Origin of the sequence: Azospirillum oryzae (assembly GCF_900177515.1) — a bacterium.
In the GTDB taxonomy this organism is placed as follows: domain Bacteria; phylum Pseudomonadota; class Alphaproteobacteria; order Azospirillales; family Azospirillaceae; genus Azospirillum; species Azospirillum oryzae_A.
Genome location: NZ_FXAK01000005.1, coordinates 605,001 through 622,291, shown reverse-complemented (window position 1 = coordinate 622,291; position 17,291 = coordinate 605,001). Strand labels below are relative to the sequence as shown.

The window sequence follows — 17,291 nt, the reverse complement described above, 5'->3', positions numbered from 1 at the left end:
TCGGATCATGGTAGACCGTAAGAAGCGTGCCCAGGACCTGATCAAGTATCACAGCTACGCCTCCGGCGCCTTCGGGCTGATCCCGGTGCCGGGCGCCGACGTCGCCGCCGTCAGCGCGGCTCAGCTCAACCTGGTCCACAAGCTCGCCAAACTGTACGAGGTCGAGTTCGCGCAGGAGCGGACCCGCGCCATCGTCGGCGCGCTGCTGGGCGGCGTCATGCCGGGGGCTCTCAGCTCCAGCGTCCTGGGCTCCGCCGTCAAGGCCGTTCCCTTCATCGGCACCGCGCTCGGCGTGGCGGTGATGCCGGCGCTGTCTCTGGCCGCCACCCGGGCTCTCGGCCAGGTGTTCGCCCAGCATTTCGAGACCGGCGGCACGCTGCTGGACTTCGATGTCGATGCGATGCGCGAGTATTTCCGCAAGGAGTTCGAGGCCGCCAAGGGTGAGGCCGCCGATGCTCCGGCCGCCGCACCGCAGATGGACGAGCAGCCGGTCCAGAAGGCCGGCTAAGGCCTGAACGACGGAACGCCGGGTAAAGAGGGAAGCATCGCCGTGTTCGAGCTGATCTATATCGGTCTCTGCCTGCTGGTCGGGTTCCTGGGGATCGGCCGCCGCGGCGGCTTCCTGCTTTACGCCTTTCTGGCGGTGGTTCTGACGCCGCCCGGCGCCCTCCTCGTCATGATCCTGCTGACCACCCGTCGCAAGAAGCCGGCGAAGGCGTGACCGCAGTCATGACCCTCCCCCCTCTCACGGCACCGCCACGCCGGCCGCTGTTTCCGGCTTTGCTGCTGGGCCTGCTGGCTCTGCTTGCCATGTCCTTCCCGGCGAAGGCGGAATATTGGACCGTGGCGTCGGAAGACCATTTCCCGCCCTACAATTATTCCTTCAACGGCAACCGCACCGGCATCGATACCGAGATCGTCAATGCGCTGCTGAAGGAACTGAACGTCACCCCGGTCCACCGCCCGCTGTCCTGGTCGGAGGTGGTCCAGTCGATGGACGAGAACACCGCCGACATCGGCTTCCAGTTCATCGCGTCACCCGCCCGCTTCGCGCAATACAACATGATCGGGCCGTTCCGCACCGGCACCACGGTGTTCATGGTGCGCAAGGATTCGACGATCACCTTCGACCGGCTGGAGGATCTCACCCCTTACCGGATCGGCGTGGTCGACGGCTTCTCCTACGCGCCCGATTTCGACGCAGCGACCTATCTGGACAAGCTTGCCTCCAGCAGCAACGTCGTCAACTTCCGCCGCCTCATCCTGGGCCGGGTCGATGTCATCATCGGCGACCTGCATGTGCTGAACTACATGGCCAAGCAGGACGGCCGGCTGAAGGACGTGCGCGTGCTGCCCAAGCCCGCCGGCCTGATCCCCCGCTACATCGCCCTGCCGAAGGCGCGCAAGGAAAAGGCGGAGCGCCTGCAGGCCGCCTTCGTCAAGCTGCGCGACAACGGCACCATAGCCCGCATCCTCGACAGCTGGCTGGCGGAGTGACAGGACGATGGGCAAGCGCACTCCTCCCCCCAGCCGGCCGCCGTCCTATCTGCTGCCGCTGATCGGCCTTTCCGACCGCAGCATCCTGACCCGGCTGGTCCTGACCGGCTGCGTCGCCGCCACCGCCAACCTCATCAGCCTGATGAGTCTCAGCGCGGAACTGAGCGGCTGGATGCGCGGCGAGGTGCTGGACACTCCCTTCCTCGTCTTCTGCCTGTCGCTGCTGGTCGCCTATGCCTTCAGCAAGCGCTTCGTCGCCCTGACGCTGACCACCGCCTTCAGCGCGCTGGCCGAGGTGCGGCGTCGCTTCCTGCGCCATGTCACGCTGGGCGGCCATGCCGACATCCTGGATCTGCAGGCCAAGCGGTCCTTCGACCTGGGCAACCACCAGCTGGAGCGGATCGCGGCCCTGCTGCCCAACCTGTCGATCGCCGCCAACATGATGCTGGTGGCGGCGGTGGCATACCTCTACCTGTGGACGCTGTCGACCGTGGGCGCCACGCTGCTGCTGGTCGCGGCGCTGCTGGTCGGCGGCTGGTACGTGCGCGAGGCGCAGCGGACCCGCGCCCTGCTGACGGATGCCAAGGAGTCCGAACTGCGGATGCTCCAGGGCTTCTCCGAACTGGTGGGCGGCAACGCCGAGATCAAGCTGGGCAAGGCGCGGCGCGACGAGCTGTCCCAGGCGGTGGAGGCCGACGTCGCCCGCTGGGAAGAGCTGAAGCGCCGCCACGGCCGCAATCTGGGCGAGCTGTTCTCCTGGATCGCGACCATCATCATTGGCTTCTCGGCGGTCTTCGTCTTCATCTTCCCGCGCATGGGCGCGATGTCGGTGTCCGAACTGCCGCTGGTCACCTCGGTCATCCTGTTCCTGGCCCGCCCGCTGTCGAAATTCCTCAACGCCGTGCCCGACTATGTGGCGGCGGAGGACGCGGCGGCGCAACTGACGGCGCTGCTCGGCACCATGCCGGCGCTGGAATACGAGCCGTCGCGCACCGCCCGCGCGCCGCGCCGCTTCTCCAGCATCGAACTGCGCGGCGTCAGCTTCGCCTACCGTGCCGGGCTACGTCCGGAGCCCTTCGTGATCGGTCCGGTCGACCTGACCATCCCTGCCGGCAGCGTGGTCGGCATCGTCGGCTCCAACGGGTCCGGCAAGTCCACCCTGCTGCGCGTCATCCCCCTGCTGTTCAGCCCGGACGAGGGTCAGGTGCTGCTCGACGGGCAGCCGGTGGAGACCGACCGGCTGGAGGCCTACCGCGACCTGTTCTGCGCCGTGTTCCAGGACCACCATCTGTTCACCCGGTTGCCGCAGGGCCCCGGCTTCGACGCCGAGCTGTTCCGCGAGATGCTGGCCTATCTGAAGATCGACCATCTGGTGCCGGACACCGGCGACGGGCTGCTGAACCGCGACCTGTCGAAGGGGCAGCGCCGGCGCGTCGCCCTGGCGGTCGCGGTGGCCGAAGGCCGGCCGGTCGTCATCCTCGATGAATGGACCTCCGACCAGGACGCCGAGTTCCGCACCCGCTTCACCAACGAGATCATCGGCAAGCTGCGGTCGCTCGGCCGCACCGTGATCTTCGTCTCGCATGACGGCGACGTGTCGTCGGTCTGCGACGTCACCATCCAGATGAACAATGGCCGAATGACCAACGGGCGAATGGACATGCCGGCCGCCACGGCCGCGTCCCACCCCGTCATGGCTTGCTTGCAGGAGACCGCGTGACATGGCTGACCAGGCCTTCACCATCGACGACGCCGATGCGCTGCCGAAGCCGAAGTCGCGCCTGCGCGCGCTGCTGGCCCACTGGTACGACGAACACCGCCGGTCCCTGCTGTGCACGCTGCTGGTCGGGATCCTGATCTTCCTTTACTTCGCCCCGTCCATCGTCGTCTTCATCCCCGCCGGCCACGGCGGCGTGCTGTGGAAGCGCTTCCACCAGGGCACCCAGATGGCGCCGGCTCTGCCCGAAGGCGTCCATGTCATCTTCCCCTGGGACAAGATTGAGATCTATGACCTGCGCCTGCAGGAGGACACGCGCTCCTATTCGGCCATCGCCAACGACGGCCTGAACGTCAGCATCGAGATCACGGTGCGCTACCGCCCCTATGCGGAGATGCTGGCCGCCCTGCACAAGAATGTCGGCCCGCGCTATCTGGAAGTGCTGCTGGTGCCGGAAGTCGGATCCGTCTCGCGCGAGATCGTGTCGCGCTTCAAGGCGGACGAGCTGTATGCCCATCGCCGCCTGCGGGTGCAGACCGAAACCTACGAGCAGGTCGCCGACCGCGTGATGTACGCCCAGCTGATCGGCGCCGAGAATGTGCCGAAGCCGGACGGGCGGACCAAGACCGGCTATCTGCTGATCCAGGACATCCTGATCCGCAACGTCTCCCTGCCCGAAGCGATCATGGCGTCGATCGAACGCAAGATCCAGCAGGACCAGGCGGCGCAGGAATACCAGTTCCGCCTGCAGCGCGAGCTGTTCGAGAGCCAGCGCAAGCAGCTGGAAGGCCAGGGCATCCGCGCCTTCCAGGAAACCGTGCAGGCCAACCTGACCGAGAACTACCTGCGCTGGCGCGGCATCGAGGCGACGCTGGAACTTGCCCATTCGCCCAACGCCAAGATCGTGGTGATCGGCAACGCCGCCAGCGGCGGGCTTCCGCTGATCCTCGACGCCGCCTCCGGCCAGAACGCCGCGCCCATTCCCAGTGCGCCCACGACGGCACCCGGCGCGCCGCCCGCCTCGCCGAATGCCAAGCTGACGTCGGTGCCCACCAGTGCCGCCATTCCGCCGGTTTCGCAGCTGCCGTCGCTGAGCGGAGAGGGCACCCCCGGCCAGACGCCGGTCGGCCAGATGCCGAGCCTGAACACCGGCAGCGCCGAAGCCGCACCGTCGGCGACACCGCATCCGGCGGCCCCGGCTCCCGGCACCAAGCCGGAGCCGGCGAAGGAGGGCTCCAAGACCGCAGCCTCGGCGCCGATCCTGTCGAAGGTGTCGCCGTCCAAGCTGCTCGACATGATCCAGTCGAAGTGAGGCGGCGATGGACCTCTGGCGTATCCTGAGACGCGAGGCGTTGCGCAACATCCAGCCGCTGATGCTGCTGGCTGTGCTGGCGGCCGCGCTCAACCTCGCCCTGCTGACCTCGCTGAACGACGCGCTGCTGGCGCTGGACGATCCGGAAGGCTTGCAGCGGCTGCTGATCGTCTTCCTGCTGTCGGCCTTCCTGTGGCGCATCGCCCAGGGCTGGATGATGAACGCGGCGTCCAAGCGCATGCAAGCCGCCCTGGCAGTGCTGCGCGTCGACCTGCTGCGCCGGGCGGTGGCCGCCGACCTGCCGGACGCGATGGCGGTCGGCTCATCCCGTCTCGCCCAGGTGGCGGGGCCGGAGCTGCAGCTGCTGGCGCAGGCGGTACCGACGCTGGTCATCAGCTTCCAGTCGGTCGCCGCGATCCTGCTGTGCCTTCTGTATCTCGCCACACTGTCGGGTGCGGCGGTGCTGATCGTGCTCTGCTTCCTGGTGGTCGGCGGAATCCTGATCGGTCGCTCCGTCATCCGGCTGGAGCTGATGTCGGAGACCATCCACGAGGCCGAAGGCGCCCTGTCGGAACGGTCGGAGCACATCCTGCAGACGCTGCGCGAATGCAAGCTGAACCGACGCCGCGCCGCCAATGCGCTGGCCGACGCGACCGCCTGTGCCGAAACGCTGCGCAAGGAACGCCATCGCTTCGGTGCGGAGTACAGCCATTACTTCACCATCAGCGAGCTGACCTATTACGCCGCGCTGGCCGGGATCATCTTCCTGCTGCCGGCGGTGACCGACACCGACATCGCGACCGTCATCCTGGCCGGCCATGCCGCCGCCTTCATCGCCTATCCGGTCATCACCATCGTCGCCTCCTACCCGTCCTATATCGCCGCCGAGACCGCCGCCCGCTCCTATCTGGCGGTGGAGGCGGAACTGAAGGCGGCACCGCAGGCGGTGGTCCGGGGCCGCACCCCCGACGCCGGGGAAGACGGCTTCTCCACCATCGCGCTCGACGGCGCCACCTTCCGCCATGCCGGCCGCGACGGCAGCGGCTCCTTCACCGTCGGCCCGGTGGACATGACGGTCGAGCGCGGCAGCGTCGTCTTCATCACCGGCCACAACGGTGCGGGCAAGAGCACGCTGATCCACATGCTGCTGGGCCTGTATCCGATCCAGCGCGGCACCCTGTCGGTCGACGGCGTGGCGGTGGGACCGGACAGTCTGGCCGCCCATCGCGACCGCTTCGCCGTGGTGTTCTCCGACAGCCATGTGACCCGCCAGCTCTATGGCGCCGCAACGCTGGACGACGGCTTTGCCGACGAGCTTCTCGACCTGCTGGAGATGTCCGACAAGGTTGCGCTCGACGGCCGCGCCTTCACCACCGTCGATCTGTCGCAGGGCCAGAAGAAGCGCCTCGCCCTGATCGCCGCCCTGCTGGAACGCAAGCCGGTGCTGGTGCTGGACGAATGGGCGGCCGACCAGTCCCCCTATTTCCGGCGCAAGTTCTACCGCGAGATCATTCCCTGGCTGAAGGCGCGCGGCATCACCGTCATCGCGGTGACCCACGACGACGCCTATTTCGACGCGGCCGACGTGCAGCTCCAGGTCGACCGCGGCGGCATCCGCCGGCTCGTTACCACGGTTTCCCCGGGTGGCATTCCCGCCCCCGACCTCCTCCCCGCCTCGTCCTGAGACGGGTCCCCCTTCTTCATCCCCTGCCCCCATCCCTTCAGACGCGAGACAGAGGCACACCATGATCCTTCTCACCGGCGGCACCGGCTTCCTCGGCGGCTCCTTCTACCTCGACGCCGTGCGGAACGGATCCGCGGCGGACTGCATTCTGCTGATCCGCGGCGCCGACGAGGCCGCCTGCCGCGCCCGCCTCGCCGCCAACCTCGCGCGCTGCGTCGACCGCGCCACGGCCGAGGCCTATGCCGGCCTGTGCCAAATCCTGCCGGGTGACCTGCAGTCGTTGGCGACCAGCACCGACCCGCGGCTGGACGCGGTGACCCACATCGTCCATGTCGCCGCCGACACCTCCTTCGACAGCCGCCATTCCGTCTGGCAGATCAATGTCGACGGCACGCTGGCGCTGGCCGCCCGCGCCCGCCGGATGAAGCATCTCCAGCGCTTCCTGCATATCGGCACCGCCTTCTGCTGCGGCGAGACGCCGTGGCTGGAAATGGTGAGCGAGGCCCCGGCCCCCGGCCACGACACCCCGCACATCGTCGAATACACCCGCAGCAAGGCGGCGGCCGAGCGTGCCCTGGCGGCCGGCTTCCCCGACCTGCCGATCGTCGTCTGCCGGCCGTCGATCGTCGTCGGCCACACCCAGCTGGGCGTGCGCCCCAGCGCCAGCATCTTCTGGTTCTTCCGTCTGGTCGACCGCACCGGCATCCTGCCCTGCTCGCCCGACGGCTTCATCGACATCGTGCCGGTGGACTGGGCCTCGGCCCGGCTGCACGACCTGCTGCGCAAGCCCGACCTGAAACACAACCTCTATCATATCTCCGCCGGCATCGGCAGCCGGACCACCTGGGTCGATTTCGAAGAGGCCTTCACCAGCCACGGCCATGAGGGCACCCGCCCCTACAGCTTCTTCGACCCCAAGGGTCCGGAAGGCTGGAAGCCGTTCGACCGCGCCTATCGCCTCGCCTTCCCGCAGCGCGACATCCTGCACCGGACGATGGCCGCCGGCGGTCGCAAGTACCACAGGTTCACGGCCCAGGACATCGCCTTCGACAACAGCCGCCTGCTGGCCGAAGGCTTCGCCCCGCCGCCGCGCTTCGCCGATTACATCGGCGTCTGCCTGCAGCAGCCGCGCACGACCATCGAGGAGCAGTTCGTCGACGACGCCGCCAGCTTCGAATTCGACGAATCGCTGGCTCCGGCCGCCACCGCTGCCGCCTGACGCATCACCCAGCCTGTCGGAAGAAGGACGCCATGCCGCTCCTCATCCCCACCCGCCTCGCGGCCAGCCCGATCCACGGGCTGGGTCTCTTCGCCGAGGAGCCGGTCGCGGCCGGTACGCCGGTATGGCGGTTCGATGCCCGCGTCGACCGCCTCTTCGCCTCCGACGACGCCCTGCTGGACGAGTTCCCGCAACTCGCCCGGCTGGCCGATTTCCATGGCTGCGTGATCGACGGGGTCGGCGTCCTCCTGCCGGGGGACGACGCCCGCTTCCTCAACCACGACGACGAACCGTCCATCGGCCGGGCCGACCCCGGCGACTGGCGGATGTTCGTCGCCCGCCGCGCCATCGCCGCGGGTGAGGAGATCACCTGCAACTACGAGGACATCTGCGCCGATGTCCGCGAGGCCGGTGCCGCCGGCTACCTGTCCGCCAGCGCCCACTCCGGAGAGCCGGCATGACGCCGCGCGCGTCGCATCACCCCCTGCGGACCAGCATCGTCGAACCCGCCGCCCTGACGGCGGAGCGGCGGGCGGTGATGTTCGCACTGCTCAGCGTCTGGTTCGAGGGCTACGGCGAGGACTATTTCAACGAAGAACTGGGCGACCTCGACCACTGCGTCCTTCAGGAGGATCCTGAGACCGGCGAACTGGTCGGCTTCGCCACGGTCTACCGCCAGGAGGCCGACATCGCCGGCACCGCCGTCGGTGCCTTCCACACCGCCCACTGCATCCTGGAACGCCGCTTCTGGGGATCGAACGGGCTTGTGCGCGCAATGGTCGCCGAGATGGTGGACCGGGCGCGCGCCGACCGGTCGGGACGGCTTTGGTACTGGAGCTACAGCGCCGTCGGCTACCGCTCCTACCGCTACATGCCGATGCTGTTCATCCGCCACACGCCCAATGCCGACCAGACACCCGACGGGCTGGACCGGGCCCTCCGCGACCATATCGGCCGCGAATGCTTCGCCCAGTATTACGATGCCGGGACCGGCACCGTCGACTGGAAGTGGCAGGGCTACGGCCTGACGGAGGAGGCCCGCGCCATCAGCGAGGCCAAGCTCGACAGCCCGGCGGTCGCCCGGTTCCGCAGCCTCAACCCGCGCTGGGCCGACAGCGTGGAGATCCTCTGCCTCGCCCGCCTGACCGACGACAATCTCACCCCCTTCGGCCGCCGCTGGTTTCCGGCAGCCGAACCCGCCGCCTGACGCTCGCCGCCCCATCCCACGCCGTCCATTCCCGGAATGACCATCCCCATGCGCCCGATGTCCATCGTCTCCATCCTTCGCACCGCAGCCCTGGCCGGCACCGCCGCCGTCGCGCTTCAGGCGGCACCCGCCCTTGCCGAGGCCGAATTCAGCCTGACCATCGGCGGCGACGCCTATTTCCAGGGCGCCTATGTCAGCCAGAAGCAGGACGACGGGCTGCGCTCGACCGAGTTCGCCAACCGCCTGCGCCTGAGCGTCACCCCGTCCGCCACCGCCGACAACGGGCTGACCTACGGCGCCCGGCTGCGTCTGGTCTCGGGCAACGGCGATCCGTCGGTGTCGAGCCGGACGGTGGAGAATGACCGCGCCTATCTCTACGCCAACGGCGCCTTCGGCACGCTGCAGGCCGGCGTGGTCAACGGGCTGTCGGACGAATACGGTATCATCGGCCCCAACAGCGAAGGCATCGCCGGCAGCCCGGACAGCAACGGCATTCTGTTCCTCTACGGCTCCTCCACCTACGCCGCGCTGCCGCTGGCCGCGACCAGCCTGCGCACGCTGGTGTCCTACGACACCGGCACCAAGCTCATCTACATAAGCCCCAGCTTCGGCGGCTTGCAGGCCGCAGTGTCCTACACCCCGCGTACCGGCGATTCCAACACGTCGGTCGACCGCCGCAAGTTCGATGCCCTGGGCGATGGGCTCGCCTTCCGCGACGTGGTCGAAGCCGGGGCCGCCTTCCAGGGCGCTGTCGGCGACGTGACGCTGGAGGCCAGCGCCTTCTACCAGACCGGCAAGGCGGTACGGCAGAGCGACGGCATCGTCAGCCAGTCCTTCGAGGATCTGAACTCCATCCATGTCGGCGCCAATGTCGGCTACGGGCCGGCGAAGGTCGGCGTCAGCTATGCCTACAGCGGCGACAGCGGCTATGCCAAGGGCATCGCGCAGTCGCGCGACCAGCAGAACCTGATCGTCGGCGCCCAGTATCTCAGCGGCCCGCTGCTGTTCGCCGCCAACTACATGCGCGCGCTGGGCAACGACGTGGCGACCATGACGACGCCCGCCAAGGCCGACATCTGGCAGGGCGGCGTCACCTGGACCGTGGCCCCCGGCCTGACCACCGGGCTGGAGTACGACTATGTGCGCTCGACGCTGTCGGGCGGCGCGGCCGGTGGCGGCGATCTGACCGACCGGGCGCATATCCTGATGCTGGACACCCGTCTGGCGTTCTAGGGTTTCGATCGCCCGTCCCCGCCCGTGTCGGAGCCGTCGCGGATTTCCTCTTCGACCACATGATGCGGTCGAATCCCGAGCTTTCCGGGCATCGGACGGGCGTTTGAGCGCCGCAAGGGCGGCAACCGCCCCACCTCCCCCTTGATCAGGACGTGATTTGGAAAATGGATGGCGCCTGCAAGGCCAACAAAGCGTGACGCAGCGGACCACACGCGCTGTATGATCGGGGCACAGCCCACGAGAGAAAGCCGATGCGGATCTTGGTGATCGAGGATGCCGAGGATTTGGCCGACGCCGTCATCGACAGCCTGCGCGGCCTCGGCCATGCCGTCGATTGGGCGGCGGACGGACATCAGGGCGACGAGCTTCTGCGCACCGAGACCTACCAGCTCATCATCCTCGACGTGATGCTGCCGGGACCCGACGGGCAGGCGCTGCTGCGCCAGTTGCGCCGCCGGGGCGACCGGACGCCGGTGCTGGTCACGACGGCGCGGTCGCAGATCGACACCAAGATCCATCTGCTCGACCTTGGGGCCGACGATTACATCGTGAAGCCGTTCGATCTGCGGGAGTTGGAGGCGCGATGCCGCGCCCTGCTGCGCCGTTCGCATGGGATGGCTTCGTCCGAAGCCGTTTTCGGAAATCTGGCGTTCGATGCGGCGGGGCGGACGGCATCGATCGACGGCCGGCCCCTCGACCTCAGCGCGCGGGAGTTCCGGCTGCTGGAGCTGTTCCTTGGCAACCTGGGCCGCGTGCTGACCAGGACCACGCTCATCGATCAGCTTTTCGACCTGGAACAGGCGGTCACCCCGAACGCGGTGGAGATGTCGGTCTCCCGCCTGCGGCGCAAGCTGGAGGGCGCCTCGGTGGTGATCCGCACCGTGCATGGCGTCGGCTATGTGGGTGAAAAGCAGAATGCCGGCTGAAGGGCGGGCCGCCGTGGGGGGCTCGCTGCGCCGGCGCCTGCTGAGCCGGATGTTCGTGGTCCTCGGCCTCGTCACCCTCATCCTGTTCCTGTTCGTCCGCTCCTACGCGCGCGACGCGGCGGACAGCGCCTATGACCAGCTCCTGTCGGCTTCCGCCCTGTCCATCGCCGACGCCGTGCGGGTGGAGAACGGCGCCATCACGGTGGACCTGCCCTATTCCTCGCTCAGCGTGCTGGGAACCGCCCGCCACGACCGGGTCTTCTACAAGGTCATGGCTCCCGGCGGACTCCTCGTCACCGGGTACGAGGATTTGCCGGGCGCAACGGTGCACGACGACACGCCGGTTTTCCTGAACGCCGTCTACAGCGACGCCCCCGTGCGGATCGCCGTGACCGGGCGGTTCATCAGCGGGGTCGCGCGGTCCGGATGGGTGACCGTCGTGGTCGCGCAGACCCGCGAGGCCCGCGACCTGCTGGCATCAAAGCTGATTGCCAACTCCTTCGCACCCATCGCCTTCGCGGTGGTGGTCGGCGCCCTTCTACTGTGGTTCGGCGTCCGTCAGGCGCTGGCGCCCTTGAGCTTTCTCGGAGCACTGATCCACGCGCGGCACCCGCAGGACTTCACCCCGATCGACGCTCCGGTGCCGACCGAGGTCGGGCAATTGCTGACTGCCATCAACCAGTTGATGGTCCGTTTCAAGGCCAACCTGGATTCCACCCAATCCTTCCTGGCCGACGCTGCGCATCAAATCCGCACCCCCCTGGCGGCCCTGCGCTCCCAGGCCGAGCTTGCGCGCCGCGAAGCGGATGTCGAGCGCCTGCGGAACCGCGTCGAGCGCATCCACCGCAACTCCGTAGAGGCGAGCGAACTGACCACGCAGCTTCTGAACCACGCCACCGTCGTCCATCGCGCGGAATCCGTCCAGCCGCAGGTTGTGGACCTCGACGCGCTGATGCGGCAGATCGTCCAGCAGATGGCCGGCCGGCCCGATGCCCCACCCATCGCCCTGACCCGCGAGCCGGCCGAGGGCGATGCGCTGCTACATGGCGATCCCGTGACCTTGCGGGAAGCCCTGTCCAATCTGCTGGACAACGCAGTCAAATACGGCGGCGGCAATCCCATCGACGTGCAGGTGCGTCCGGGAACCGCCGATTACGGCCCGCTGGTGGAGATCGCGGACCGCGGTCCCGGCGTTCCGGACGGGGAGAAGTCCAAGGTGTTCGAACGCTTCAGCCGGGGGCGGCTGTCCAAGGGGATCGCCGGCAGCGGCCTCGGCCTCTCCATCGCCGCGGCGGTGGCCGAGGCCCATCATGCGGCCCTGTCCCTGCTCGACCGCCCCGGCGGCGGCCTGATCGTCCGCCTGGAATTTCCGGCTCCCGACCGCCCCGGAGAGGGAACGGCCGGCACCGGTGCGCCCGGGAGACGCCTGCTCCCGCTGCTTCTGTTCCTGCTGCTGCCCGCTCTTTCCCTGCCCTTCGTCAGACCGGCCCTGGCCTTGGAGCCGGTCGTCTATCCGGCGCCGGCGCCCGCCACGGACCATTTGCGCATCGACGCCGCCACCGACCGGCCGGCGATCGAACCGCTGATCCGGGATTTTCAGCGGTTAAATCCGACGGTCACGATCGAATACCGGGAGATGAACACCGGGGAGCTGTACGATTCCGTCGTCAAGCGCGCCGCCGGCGACGTCCCGGATCTGGTCATCAGCTCCGCCTCCGGCCTGCAGGTGAAGCTGGTCAATGACGGTCACGCGCGCCGCTACAGCTCTCCGGCGACGGAGACGCTTCCGGACTGGGCGAGCTGGCGCAGCGCCGCCTTCGGTTTCACCCAGGAACCGGCTGCCATCGTCTTCAACCGCGATCTCGTTCCGGCGGACGAGGTTCCGAACTCCCGCGAGGATCTGATCCATCTCCTGCGCGACCACAAGGAGCGCTACCGCGGCCGCTTGGTGACCTACAATGTCGAGGACAGCGGCATCGGTTATCTCTTTGCGACCCAGGACTCCGTCCTGACCAGCCAGTTCTGGCAGCTCGCCGACGCGCTCGGCGAAAATCAGGTCAGGCAGATGTGCTGCACATCCGATATGGTGGCCTCCATCGAGCGGGGCGACAGCCTGATCGGCTATAACCTGTTGGGATCCTACGCGCGCGAACGGCAGCTTCACGGCGCCCATATCGGGATCGTCCTGCCTTCCGACTACACGCTGGTCATGACCCGCGTCGCCCTCATACCCCAGCGGGCGGGCGCCCCCGAACTCGCCGGGCGCTTTATCGATTACCTGCTTTCCGAACGCGGGCAGGCGGTGATTGCCGCCAGCACGGGCTTCTACTCCATCCTGCCGACGGTGGGCGGCCCGATGTCCGCGACGCATCTGCAGGAGGAGATGCGCGGCCCGACGCAGCGGATCGGCCTTGGCCCCGCCCTGCTGGTGTTCATGGACCATTTGAAGCGCGCCCGTTTCCTCCAGCAATGGAAGGCCTTCCTGCACCAGCCATAGGTTCAAAAAATGAGGCCCGGGATGACCCGGGCCAGTTCGCCTGGAACGTGCCGTTCCGGACTGGACGGTCGCTCAGCTTCCGGGCAGGGAATGGACGTTGGCGATGAACAGGTCCTGCCAGCTCGACGGCTTGTTCTTGATCGAGCCGACACGGCCCATGAAGTTGGCGAACTGCATGACGCCGTTGGGCGTGGTCGAGAATTTGGTGTCGGGATCCGTGATCATCCGCTGCACCTCGTCGGCCGACAGCTTGGCCTTGGCGGACTGGACATAGATCGTGGCGGCCTGCGCCGGCTCGTCGGCGATCAGTTTGTCGGCCTCCTCCAGCGCCGCGAGGAAGGCAGCGGTCAGCTTCGGGTTGGCGTCGATGAAGCGCTTGGGCGCGTAGACGAGGTCGAGCGAGATGTTGCCGAGCACGTCGACCGAGTTCATCACGCGGTGCACCTGCGGGCTTTCCAGCTCCATGAAGGAATAGGGCGGCGAGCCGAGATGGCTGTTCACCTCGGTCTTGCCGGAAACGAGCGCCGTATAGGCCTCCGGGTGCGGCAGGCCGACCGTCATCGGATCGAGCTTGGCATAATTGTCGTCGCCGAACTCCTTGGCGACGGCCATCTGCAGCACGACGGCCGACAGCGAGGTCTTGATGCCTGGCAGGGCGATCTTGTCCTTCGCGGTGAAGTCCTTCAGCGACTTGATGTTCGGGTTGTTGGTGTTCAGGTACAGCGACGTGGCGCTGAGCCCGGCCAAGGCTGAGACCTCCAGCTTCGCATTGCCCTTCACCTTCGACCACAGCGTCAGGAAGCCGGGCACGCCGATGGCGGCGATGTCCAGGTTTCCGGAGATCATGGCGTCGTTGATGATGTTGCCGCCGTCCAGCTCCAGCCATCCGACCTTGACGTCGCCGAGGCCCGCCGCCTTGGCCTGTTTTTCAAGGAGCTTCTCATGCTCCATGACGATCATCGGCAGATAGAGGATGCCGTAGCCCTTGGAGATGTGAACCTCCGGGGCCTCGGCGCGGGCGGGGCCGGTCGGCAACGTCCCCGATGCCAGGGCAACGAGCGCCGTCGCCAGCACGCCGACCCGGCGCAGGGTTGCGAATGCGGTCATGAGGGAGCCTCCCAGTTAAAATTTTCGTGGCAAGAGACGCTTTTGCGGATCGCGTCAGTGCTGCATGCCCCAGCGGCGGATGGTGCGCCGCTCGATGGTGGCGAAGACGCCGTTCTCGACGACGAGGCCGATCAGGATCACGGTGAACAGGCCGGCGAAAACATTCGCTGTTTCCAGCTGGTTGCGGTTCTCGAAGATGTACCAGCCGAGGCCGCCGGAGCCGGAGCTGACGCCGAACACCAGTTCCGCCGCGATCAGCGTGCGCCAGGCAAAGGCCCAGCCCACCTTCAGGCCGGTCAGGATCGACGGGAATGCTGCCGGGATCAGGATGTGGCGGACCAGACCCAGGCCGCCCAGCCCATAATTCCGGCCGACCATGCGCAGCGTGTTGGAAACGGAGCGGAAGCCGGCATGGGTGTTGAGCGCGATGGCCCACAGCACGGAATGGACGAGCACGAAGATGACGCTGCCCGAACCGAGCCCGAACCAGATCAGCGCCAGCGGCAGCAATGCGATGGCCGGCAATGGGTTCAGCATGGAGGTCATCGTCTCCAGCAGGTCGGTGCCGATCTGCGAGCCGATGGCGACGGTGGTCAACAGGGCCGCCAGCAGGATGCCCATGGCATAGCCGATCACCAGCGTCTGCAGCGAGACCAGCGTGCGCGCCGGGATGATGCCGTCGGCAAGGTCGGTGGCGAAGGCCTGCAGCATCGCCGAAAAGGGCGGGAACAGCAGCGGGTTGTCGAGCCAGCGGCCGTAGACCTCCCAGATCACGGCAAGCACCAGCAGGATCAACCCCTTGCGCATCAGCGGCACGCGGTACAGCCGCTCCCACATGCTGAGGGGCTTCTCGACATCGGCGATAACGGTCGAGCGGGACACGTCCCGGACGATCTCCGGGCGTTCGACGAGGACGGATTGCATGGTCATGGCGGGCCTCAGTGGACGAACAGCATGTCGTTGATGCGGGCTTCCAGCTCCGCCTGGGCGGCGGTGCCGAGCTGTTCCGGCGGAATGCTGTTCAGTTCAGCCTTCACCTGCCCCGGATGCGGCGACAGCAGCAGGATGCGCGTCCCGACGCGGATCGCCTCTTCGATGGAGTGGGTCACGAACAGGACGGTGAATTTGGTGTCGTCCCACAGGCGCAGCAGCTCGTCCTGCATGCGGCGGCGGGTCAGGGCGTCGAGCGCCGCATAGGGTTCGTCCATCAGCAGGACGTCCGGCTCCATCGCCATGCCGCGGGCGATGGCGACGCGCTGCTTCATGCCGCCGGACAGCGTGTGCGGAAAGCTGTGCGCGAATTTCGCCAGACCGACTTTGTTGATGTAGTGGTCGGTGCGCTCGGCAGCCTCGGCCCCGGTGGCGCGACCGCTGGTGGTCAGCGCGAACATCACGTTCTCGCGCACGCTTTTCCAGGGCAGAAGCTGGTCGAATTCCTGGAACACCATCATGCGGTCGGGACCGGGCTTGGTCACCTCATGGCCGTTCAGCCGGATGGCGCCCTCCACCGGCTCCAGATAGCCGCCGATCGCCTTCAGCAATGTGGACTTCCCGCAACCCGACGGGCCGAGCAGGACATAGCGGTCGGATTTGAAAACCTGGAAATCGACCCGATATGTGGCCGTCACCAGATGATCCGCCGTCTTGTACTGCAAGGTGACGCCGGACACCTCCAGCAAGGGGCGGGCCGGGTCAGGGGCCGCCACGGAACCGGAGAATGCGTCCGCACCGGTGGAACGGACGGTCGGTGACGCCCTGTTCATCTTTTCCTCCAACATATTGCCAGTTTGCTAAGGCCGCCGATTGCGTGACTTGCTGACAGTATGTGCGGAAAGTCTGACAGGGTCCTGACAGCCACCTCGGCAAAAGACCGGCTGGCGGCGCTGGCTGGCGACGGCGACGAGGCGATGGAGATGGTGCGGATCATGATCGACCGCGTCGTCCTGACGCCTTCCCCTGCCGGGGCCGACCTGCACGGCGAGTTGGCCGGCGTGCTGGCGGTCTGCGAGGGCGCCGCCCGGATGGGCAAGGCCCAGACGCACGAACGCCCCGGCTCTTTCGAACCGGGGCGTCAAGTGTCGGTGGTTGCGGGGGCAGGATTTGAACCTGCGGCCTTCAGGTTATGAGCCTGACGAGCTACCGGGCTGCTCCACCCCGCGGATGTTCTTGATATGGGGTGACGGACTGTGACGATGCAAGCTTATGCTTCGGTATGGCGTCTCTTGAGCCTGAGTGACCTGGCGGCGACCTACTCTCCCACGTCTTAAGACGCAGTACCATTGGCGCGGAGGCTTTTCACGGCCGAGTTCGGGATGGGATCGGGTGTTTGACACCTCGCCATGACCACCAGGTCACCAAGGCTCAAGACCGACGCGTCTTCCGAAAGCTTAGCTTGTTCAGTGCAAGTGAGGGAGGAGTATCGAACGGCTGTGCGTGCTGTCAAGCTTGCTGTTTTGAGCAGGCTTGCTGCTGCGCATGGCGCGGTTTGTGGGGTGAGATCAAGCCGATCGAGCGATTAGTAAGGCTTAGCTTCAGACATTGCTGTCCGTCCACATGCCTCCTATCGACGTGATGGTCTGTCACGGCTCTCAAGGGAGCTCTGGTTTAGAGGTGGGTTTCCCGCTTAGATGCTTTCAGCGGTTATCCCGTCCATACTTAGCTACCCGGCCATGCCACTGGCGTGACAACCGGTGCACCAGAGGTATGTCCATCCCGGTCCTCTCGTACTAGGGACAGATCCTCGCAAAACTCCGACACCCACGGCAGATAGGGACCGAACTGTCTCACGACGTTCTAAACCCAGCTCACGTACCACTTTAATCGGCGAACAGCCGAACCCTTGGGACCTGCTCCAGCCCCAGGATGTGATGAGCCGACATCGAGGTGCCAAAC

15 protein-coding genes, 1 tRNA gene and 2 rRNA genes (1 of these 18 only partly in view) are annotated in these 17,291 nt (G+C 67.0%); 12 read left to right on the top strand and 6 right to left on the bottom strand.

Annotated features, from left to right (window positions below; all coding sequences use genetic code 11):
• Window positions 1-7: 7 nt before the first annotated feature.
• The 12 genes from B9N97_RS11225 to B9N97_RS11175 all read left to right on the top strand — a co-directional run bounded on the left by B9N97_RS11225 (window position 8) and on the right by B9N97_RS11175 (window position 13,292).
• Window positions 8-508: a YcjF family protein gene (locus tag B9N97_RS11225; RefSeq protein WP_085086309.1), complete on the top strand. Its 501-nt coding sequence runs from the start codon at window positions 8-10 to the stop codon at window positions 506-508.
• Between the two features lie 42 nt (window positions 509-550).
• On the top strand, window positions 551-721 hold the full coding sequence (locus B9N97_RS35590) for a hypothetical protein (protein WP_167393271.1): 171 nt from the start codon (window positions 551-553) through the stop codon (window positions 719-721).
• Window positions 722-729: 8 nt separating this feature from the next.
• Complete coding sequence (locus tag B9N97_RS11220) at window positions 730-1,497, top strand: substrate-binding periplasmic protein (RefSeq protein ID WP_085086307.1); 768 nt, start codon at window positions 730-732, stop codon at window positions 1,495-1,497.
• Between the two features lie 7 nt (window positions 1,498-1,504).
• Entirely contained in the window at window positions 1,505-3,217 is a 1,713-nt protein-coding gene (locus B9N97_RS11215; RefSeq protein ID WP_085086305.1) for an ATP-binding cassette domain-containing protein, read from the top strand.
• Window position 3,218: 1 nt separating this feature from the next.
• Window positions 3,219-4,526: an SPFH domain-containing protein gene (locus B9N97_RS11210; protein ID WP_085086303.1), complete on the top strand. Its 1,308-nt coding sequence runs from the start codon at window positions 3,219-3,221 to the stop codon at window positions 4,524-4,526.
• A gap of 7 nt (window positions 4,527-4,533) precedes the next feature.
• Window positions 4,534-6,210, top strand: coding sequence for an ATP-binding cassette domain-containing protein (locus B9N97_RS11205; RefSeq protein WP_085086301.1), 1,677 nt, complete (start codon window positions 4,534-4,536; stop codon window positions 6,208-6,210).
• 61 nt (window positions 6,211-6,271) lie between these two features.
• A complete protein-coding gene (locus B9N97_RS11200; RefSeq protein ID WP_085086299.1) occupies window positions 6,272-7,429 on the top strand; it encodes an SDR family oxidoreductase in 1,158 nt (385 codons plus the stop codon).
• 32 nt (window positions 7,430-7,461) lie between these two features.
• The gene (locus B9N97_RS11195; RefSeq protein WP_085086297.1) at window positions 7,462-7,890 is read left to right on the top strand and encodes an SET domain-containing protein; all 429 of its coding nucleotides are present in this window, start codon (window positions 7,462-7,464) and stop codon (window positions 7,888-7,890) included.
• On the top strand, window positions 7,887-8,636 hold the full coding sequence (locus B9N97_RS11190; RefSeq protein WP_208621194.1) for a hypothetical protein: 750 nt from the start codon (window positions 7,887-7,889) through the stop codon (window positions 8,634-8,636). Before B9N97_RS11195 ends, B9N97_RS11190 begins: the two co-directional genes overlap by 4 nt.
• 48 nt (window positions 8,637-8,684) lie before the next feature.
• Window positions 8,685-9,869: a porin gene (locus tag B9N97_RS11185; RefSeq protein WP_244560666.1), complete on the top strand. Its 1,185-nt coding sequence runs from the start codon at window positions 8,685-8,687 to the stop codon at window positions 9,867-9,869.
• 251 nt (window positions 9,870-10,120) lie between these two features.
• Window positions 10,121-10,795, top strand: a complete 675-nt coding sequence (locus B9N97_RS11180; protein ID WP_085086295.1) for a response regulator transcription factor — start codon at window positions 10,121-10,123, stop codon at window positions 10,793-10,795.
• On the top strand, window positions 10,785-13,292 hold the full coding sequence (locus B9N97_RS11175) for a sensor histidine kinase (RefSeq protein ID WP_085086293.1): 2,508 nt from the start codon (window positions 10,785-10,787) through the stop codon (window positions 13,290-13,292). The genes B9N97_RS11180 and B9N97_RS11175 overlap by 11 nt, the downstream gene beginning before the upstream one ends.
• Before the next feature lie 72 nt (window positions 13,293-13,364).
• Here B9N97_RS11175 and B9N97_RS11170 read toward each other — a convergent pair whose 3' ends face one another.
• The 6 genes from B9N97_RS11170 to B9N97_RS11145 form a co-directional block, all read right to left on the bottom strand.
• Complete coding sequence (locus B9N97_RS11170) at window positions 13,365-14,399, bottom strand: ABC transporter substrate-binding protein (RefSeq protein WP_085086291.1); 1,035 nt, start codon at window positions 14,397-14,399, stop codon at window positions 13,365-13,367.
• Between the two features lie 54 nt (window positions 14,400-14,453).
• A complete protein-coding gene (locus B9N97_RS11165; protein ID WP_244560665.1) occupies window positions 14,454-15,329 on the bottom strand; it encodes an ABC transporter permease in 876 nt (291 codons plus the stop codon).
• An 8-nt stretch (window positions 15,330-15,337) separates the two neighbouring features.
• Window positions 15,338-16,162, bottom strand: a complete 825-nt coding sequence (locus B9N97_RS11160; protein WP_085086732.1) for an ABC transporter ATP-binding protein — start codon at window positions 16,160-16,162, stop codon at window positions 15,338-15,340.
• Between the two features lie 319 nt (window positions 16,163-16,481).
• Window positions 16,482-16,558 (bottom strand) — tRNA-Met (locus tag B9N97_RS11155).
• 76 nt (window positions 16,559-16,634) lie between these two features.
• Window positions 16,635-16,750 (bottom strand): 5S ribosomal RNA (gene rrf, locus B9N97_RS11150).
• 143 nt (window positions 16,751-16,893) lie between these two features.
• Window positions 16,894-17,291, bottom strand: a 23S ribosomal RNA gene (locus tag B9N97_RS11145) (it continues 2,347 nt past the right edge of the window).

What these genes read in the sequence shown, in the direction of transcription:
- B9N97_RS11160 (WP_085086732.1), bottom strand. Translation starts at nt 16,162, where the DNA reads ATGAACAGGGCGTCACCGACCGTCCGTTCCACCGGTGCGGACGCATTC.
- B9N97_RS11180 (WP_085086295.1), top strand. Translation starts at nt 10,121, where the DNA reads ATGCGGATCTTGGTGATCGAGGATGCCGAGGATTTGGCCGACGCCGTC.
- B9N97_RS11195 (WP_085086297.1), top strand. Translation starts at nt 7,462, where the DNA reads ATGCCGCTCCTCATCCCCACCCGCCTCGCGGCCAGCCCGATCCACGGG.
- B9N97_RS11200 (WP_085086299.1), top strand. Translation starts at nt 6,272, where the DNA reads ATGATCCTTCTCACCGGCGGCACCGGCTTCCTCGGCGGCTCCTTCTAC.
- B9N97_RS11175 (WP_085086293.1), top strand. Translation starts at nt 10,785, where the DNA reads ATGCCGGCTGAAGGGCGGGCCGCCGTGGGGGGCTCGCTGCGCCGGCGC.
- B9N97_RS11210 (WP_085086303.1), top strand. Translation starts at nt 3,219, where the DNA reads ATGGCTGACCAGGCCTTCACCATCGACGACGCCGATGCGCTGCCGAAG.
- B9N97_RS11215 (WP_085086305.1), top strand. Translation starts at nt 1,505, where the DNA reads ATGGGCAAGCGCACTCCTCCCCCCAGCCGGCCGCCGTCCTATCTGCTG.
- B9N97_RS11185 (WP_244560666.1), top strand. Translation starts at nt 8,685, where the DNA reads ATGCGCCCGATGTCCATCGTCTCCATCCTTCGCACCGCAGCCCTGGCC.
- B9N97_RS11190 (WP_208621194.1), top strand. Translation starts at nt 7,887, where the DNA reads ATGACGCCGCGCGCGTCGCATCACCCCCTGCGGACCAGCATCGTCGAA.
- B9N97_RS11205 (WP_085086301.1), top strand. Translation starts at nt 4,534, where the DNA reads ATGGACCTCTGGCGTATCCTGAGACGCGAGGCGTTGCGCAACATCCAG.
- B9N97_RS11225 (WP_085086309.1), top strand. Translation starts at nt 8, where the DNA reads ATGGTAGACCGTAAGAAGCGTGCCCAGGACCTGATCAAGTATCACAGC.
- B9N97_RS11220 (WP_085086307.1), top strand. Translation starts at nt 730, where the DNA reads ATGACCCTCCCCCCTCTCACGGCACCGCCACGCCGGCCGCTGTTTCCG.
- B9N97_RS11170 (WP_085086291.1), bottom strand. Translation starts at nt 14,399, where the DNA reads ATGACCGCATTCGCAACCCTGCGCCGGGTCGGCGTGCTGGCGACGGCG.
- B9N97_RS11165 (WP_244560665.1), bottom strand. Translation starts at nt 15,329, where the DNA reads ATGACCATGCAATCCGTCCTCGTCGAACGCCCGGAGATCGTCCGGGAC.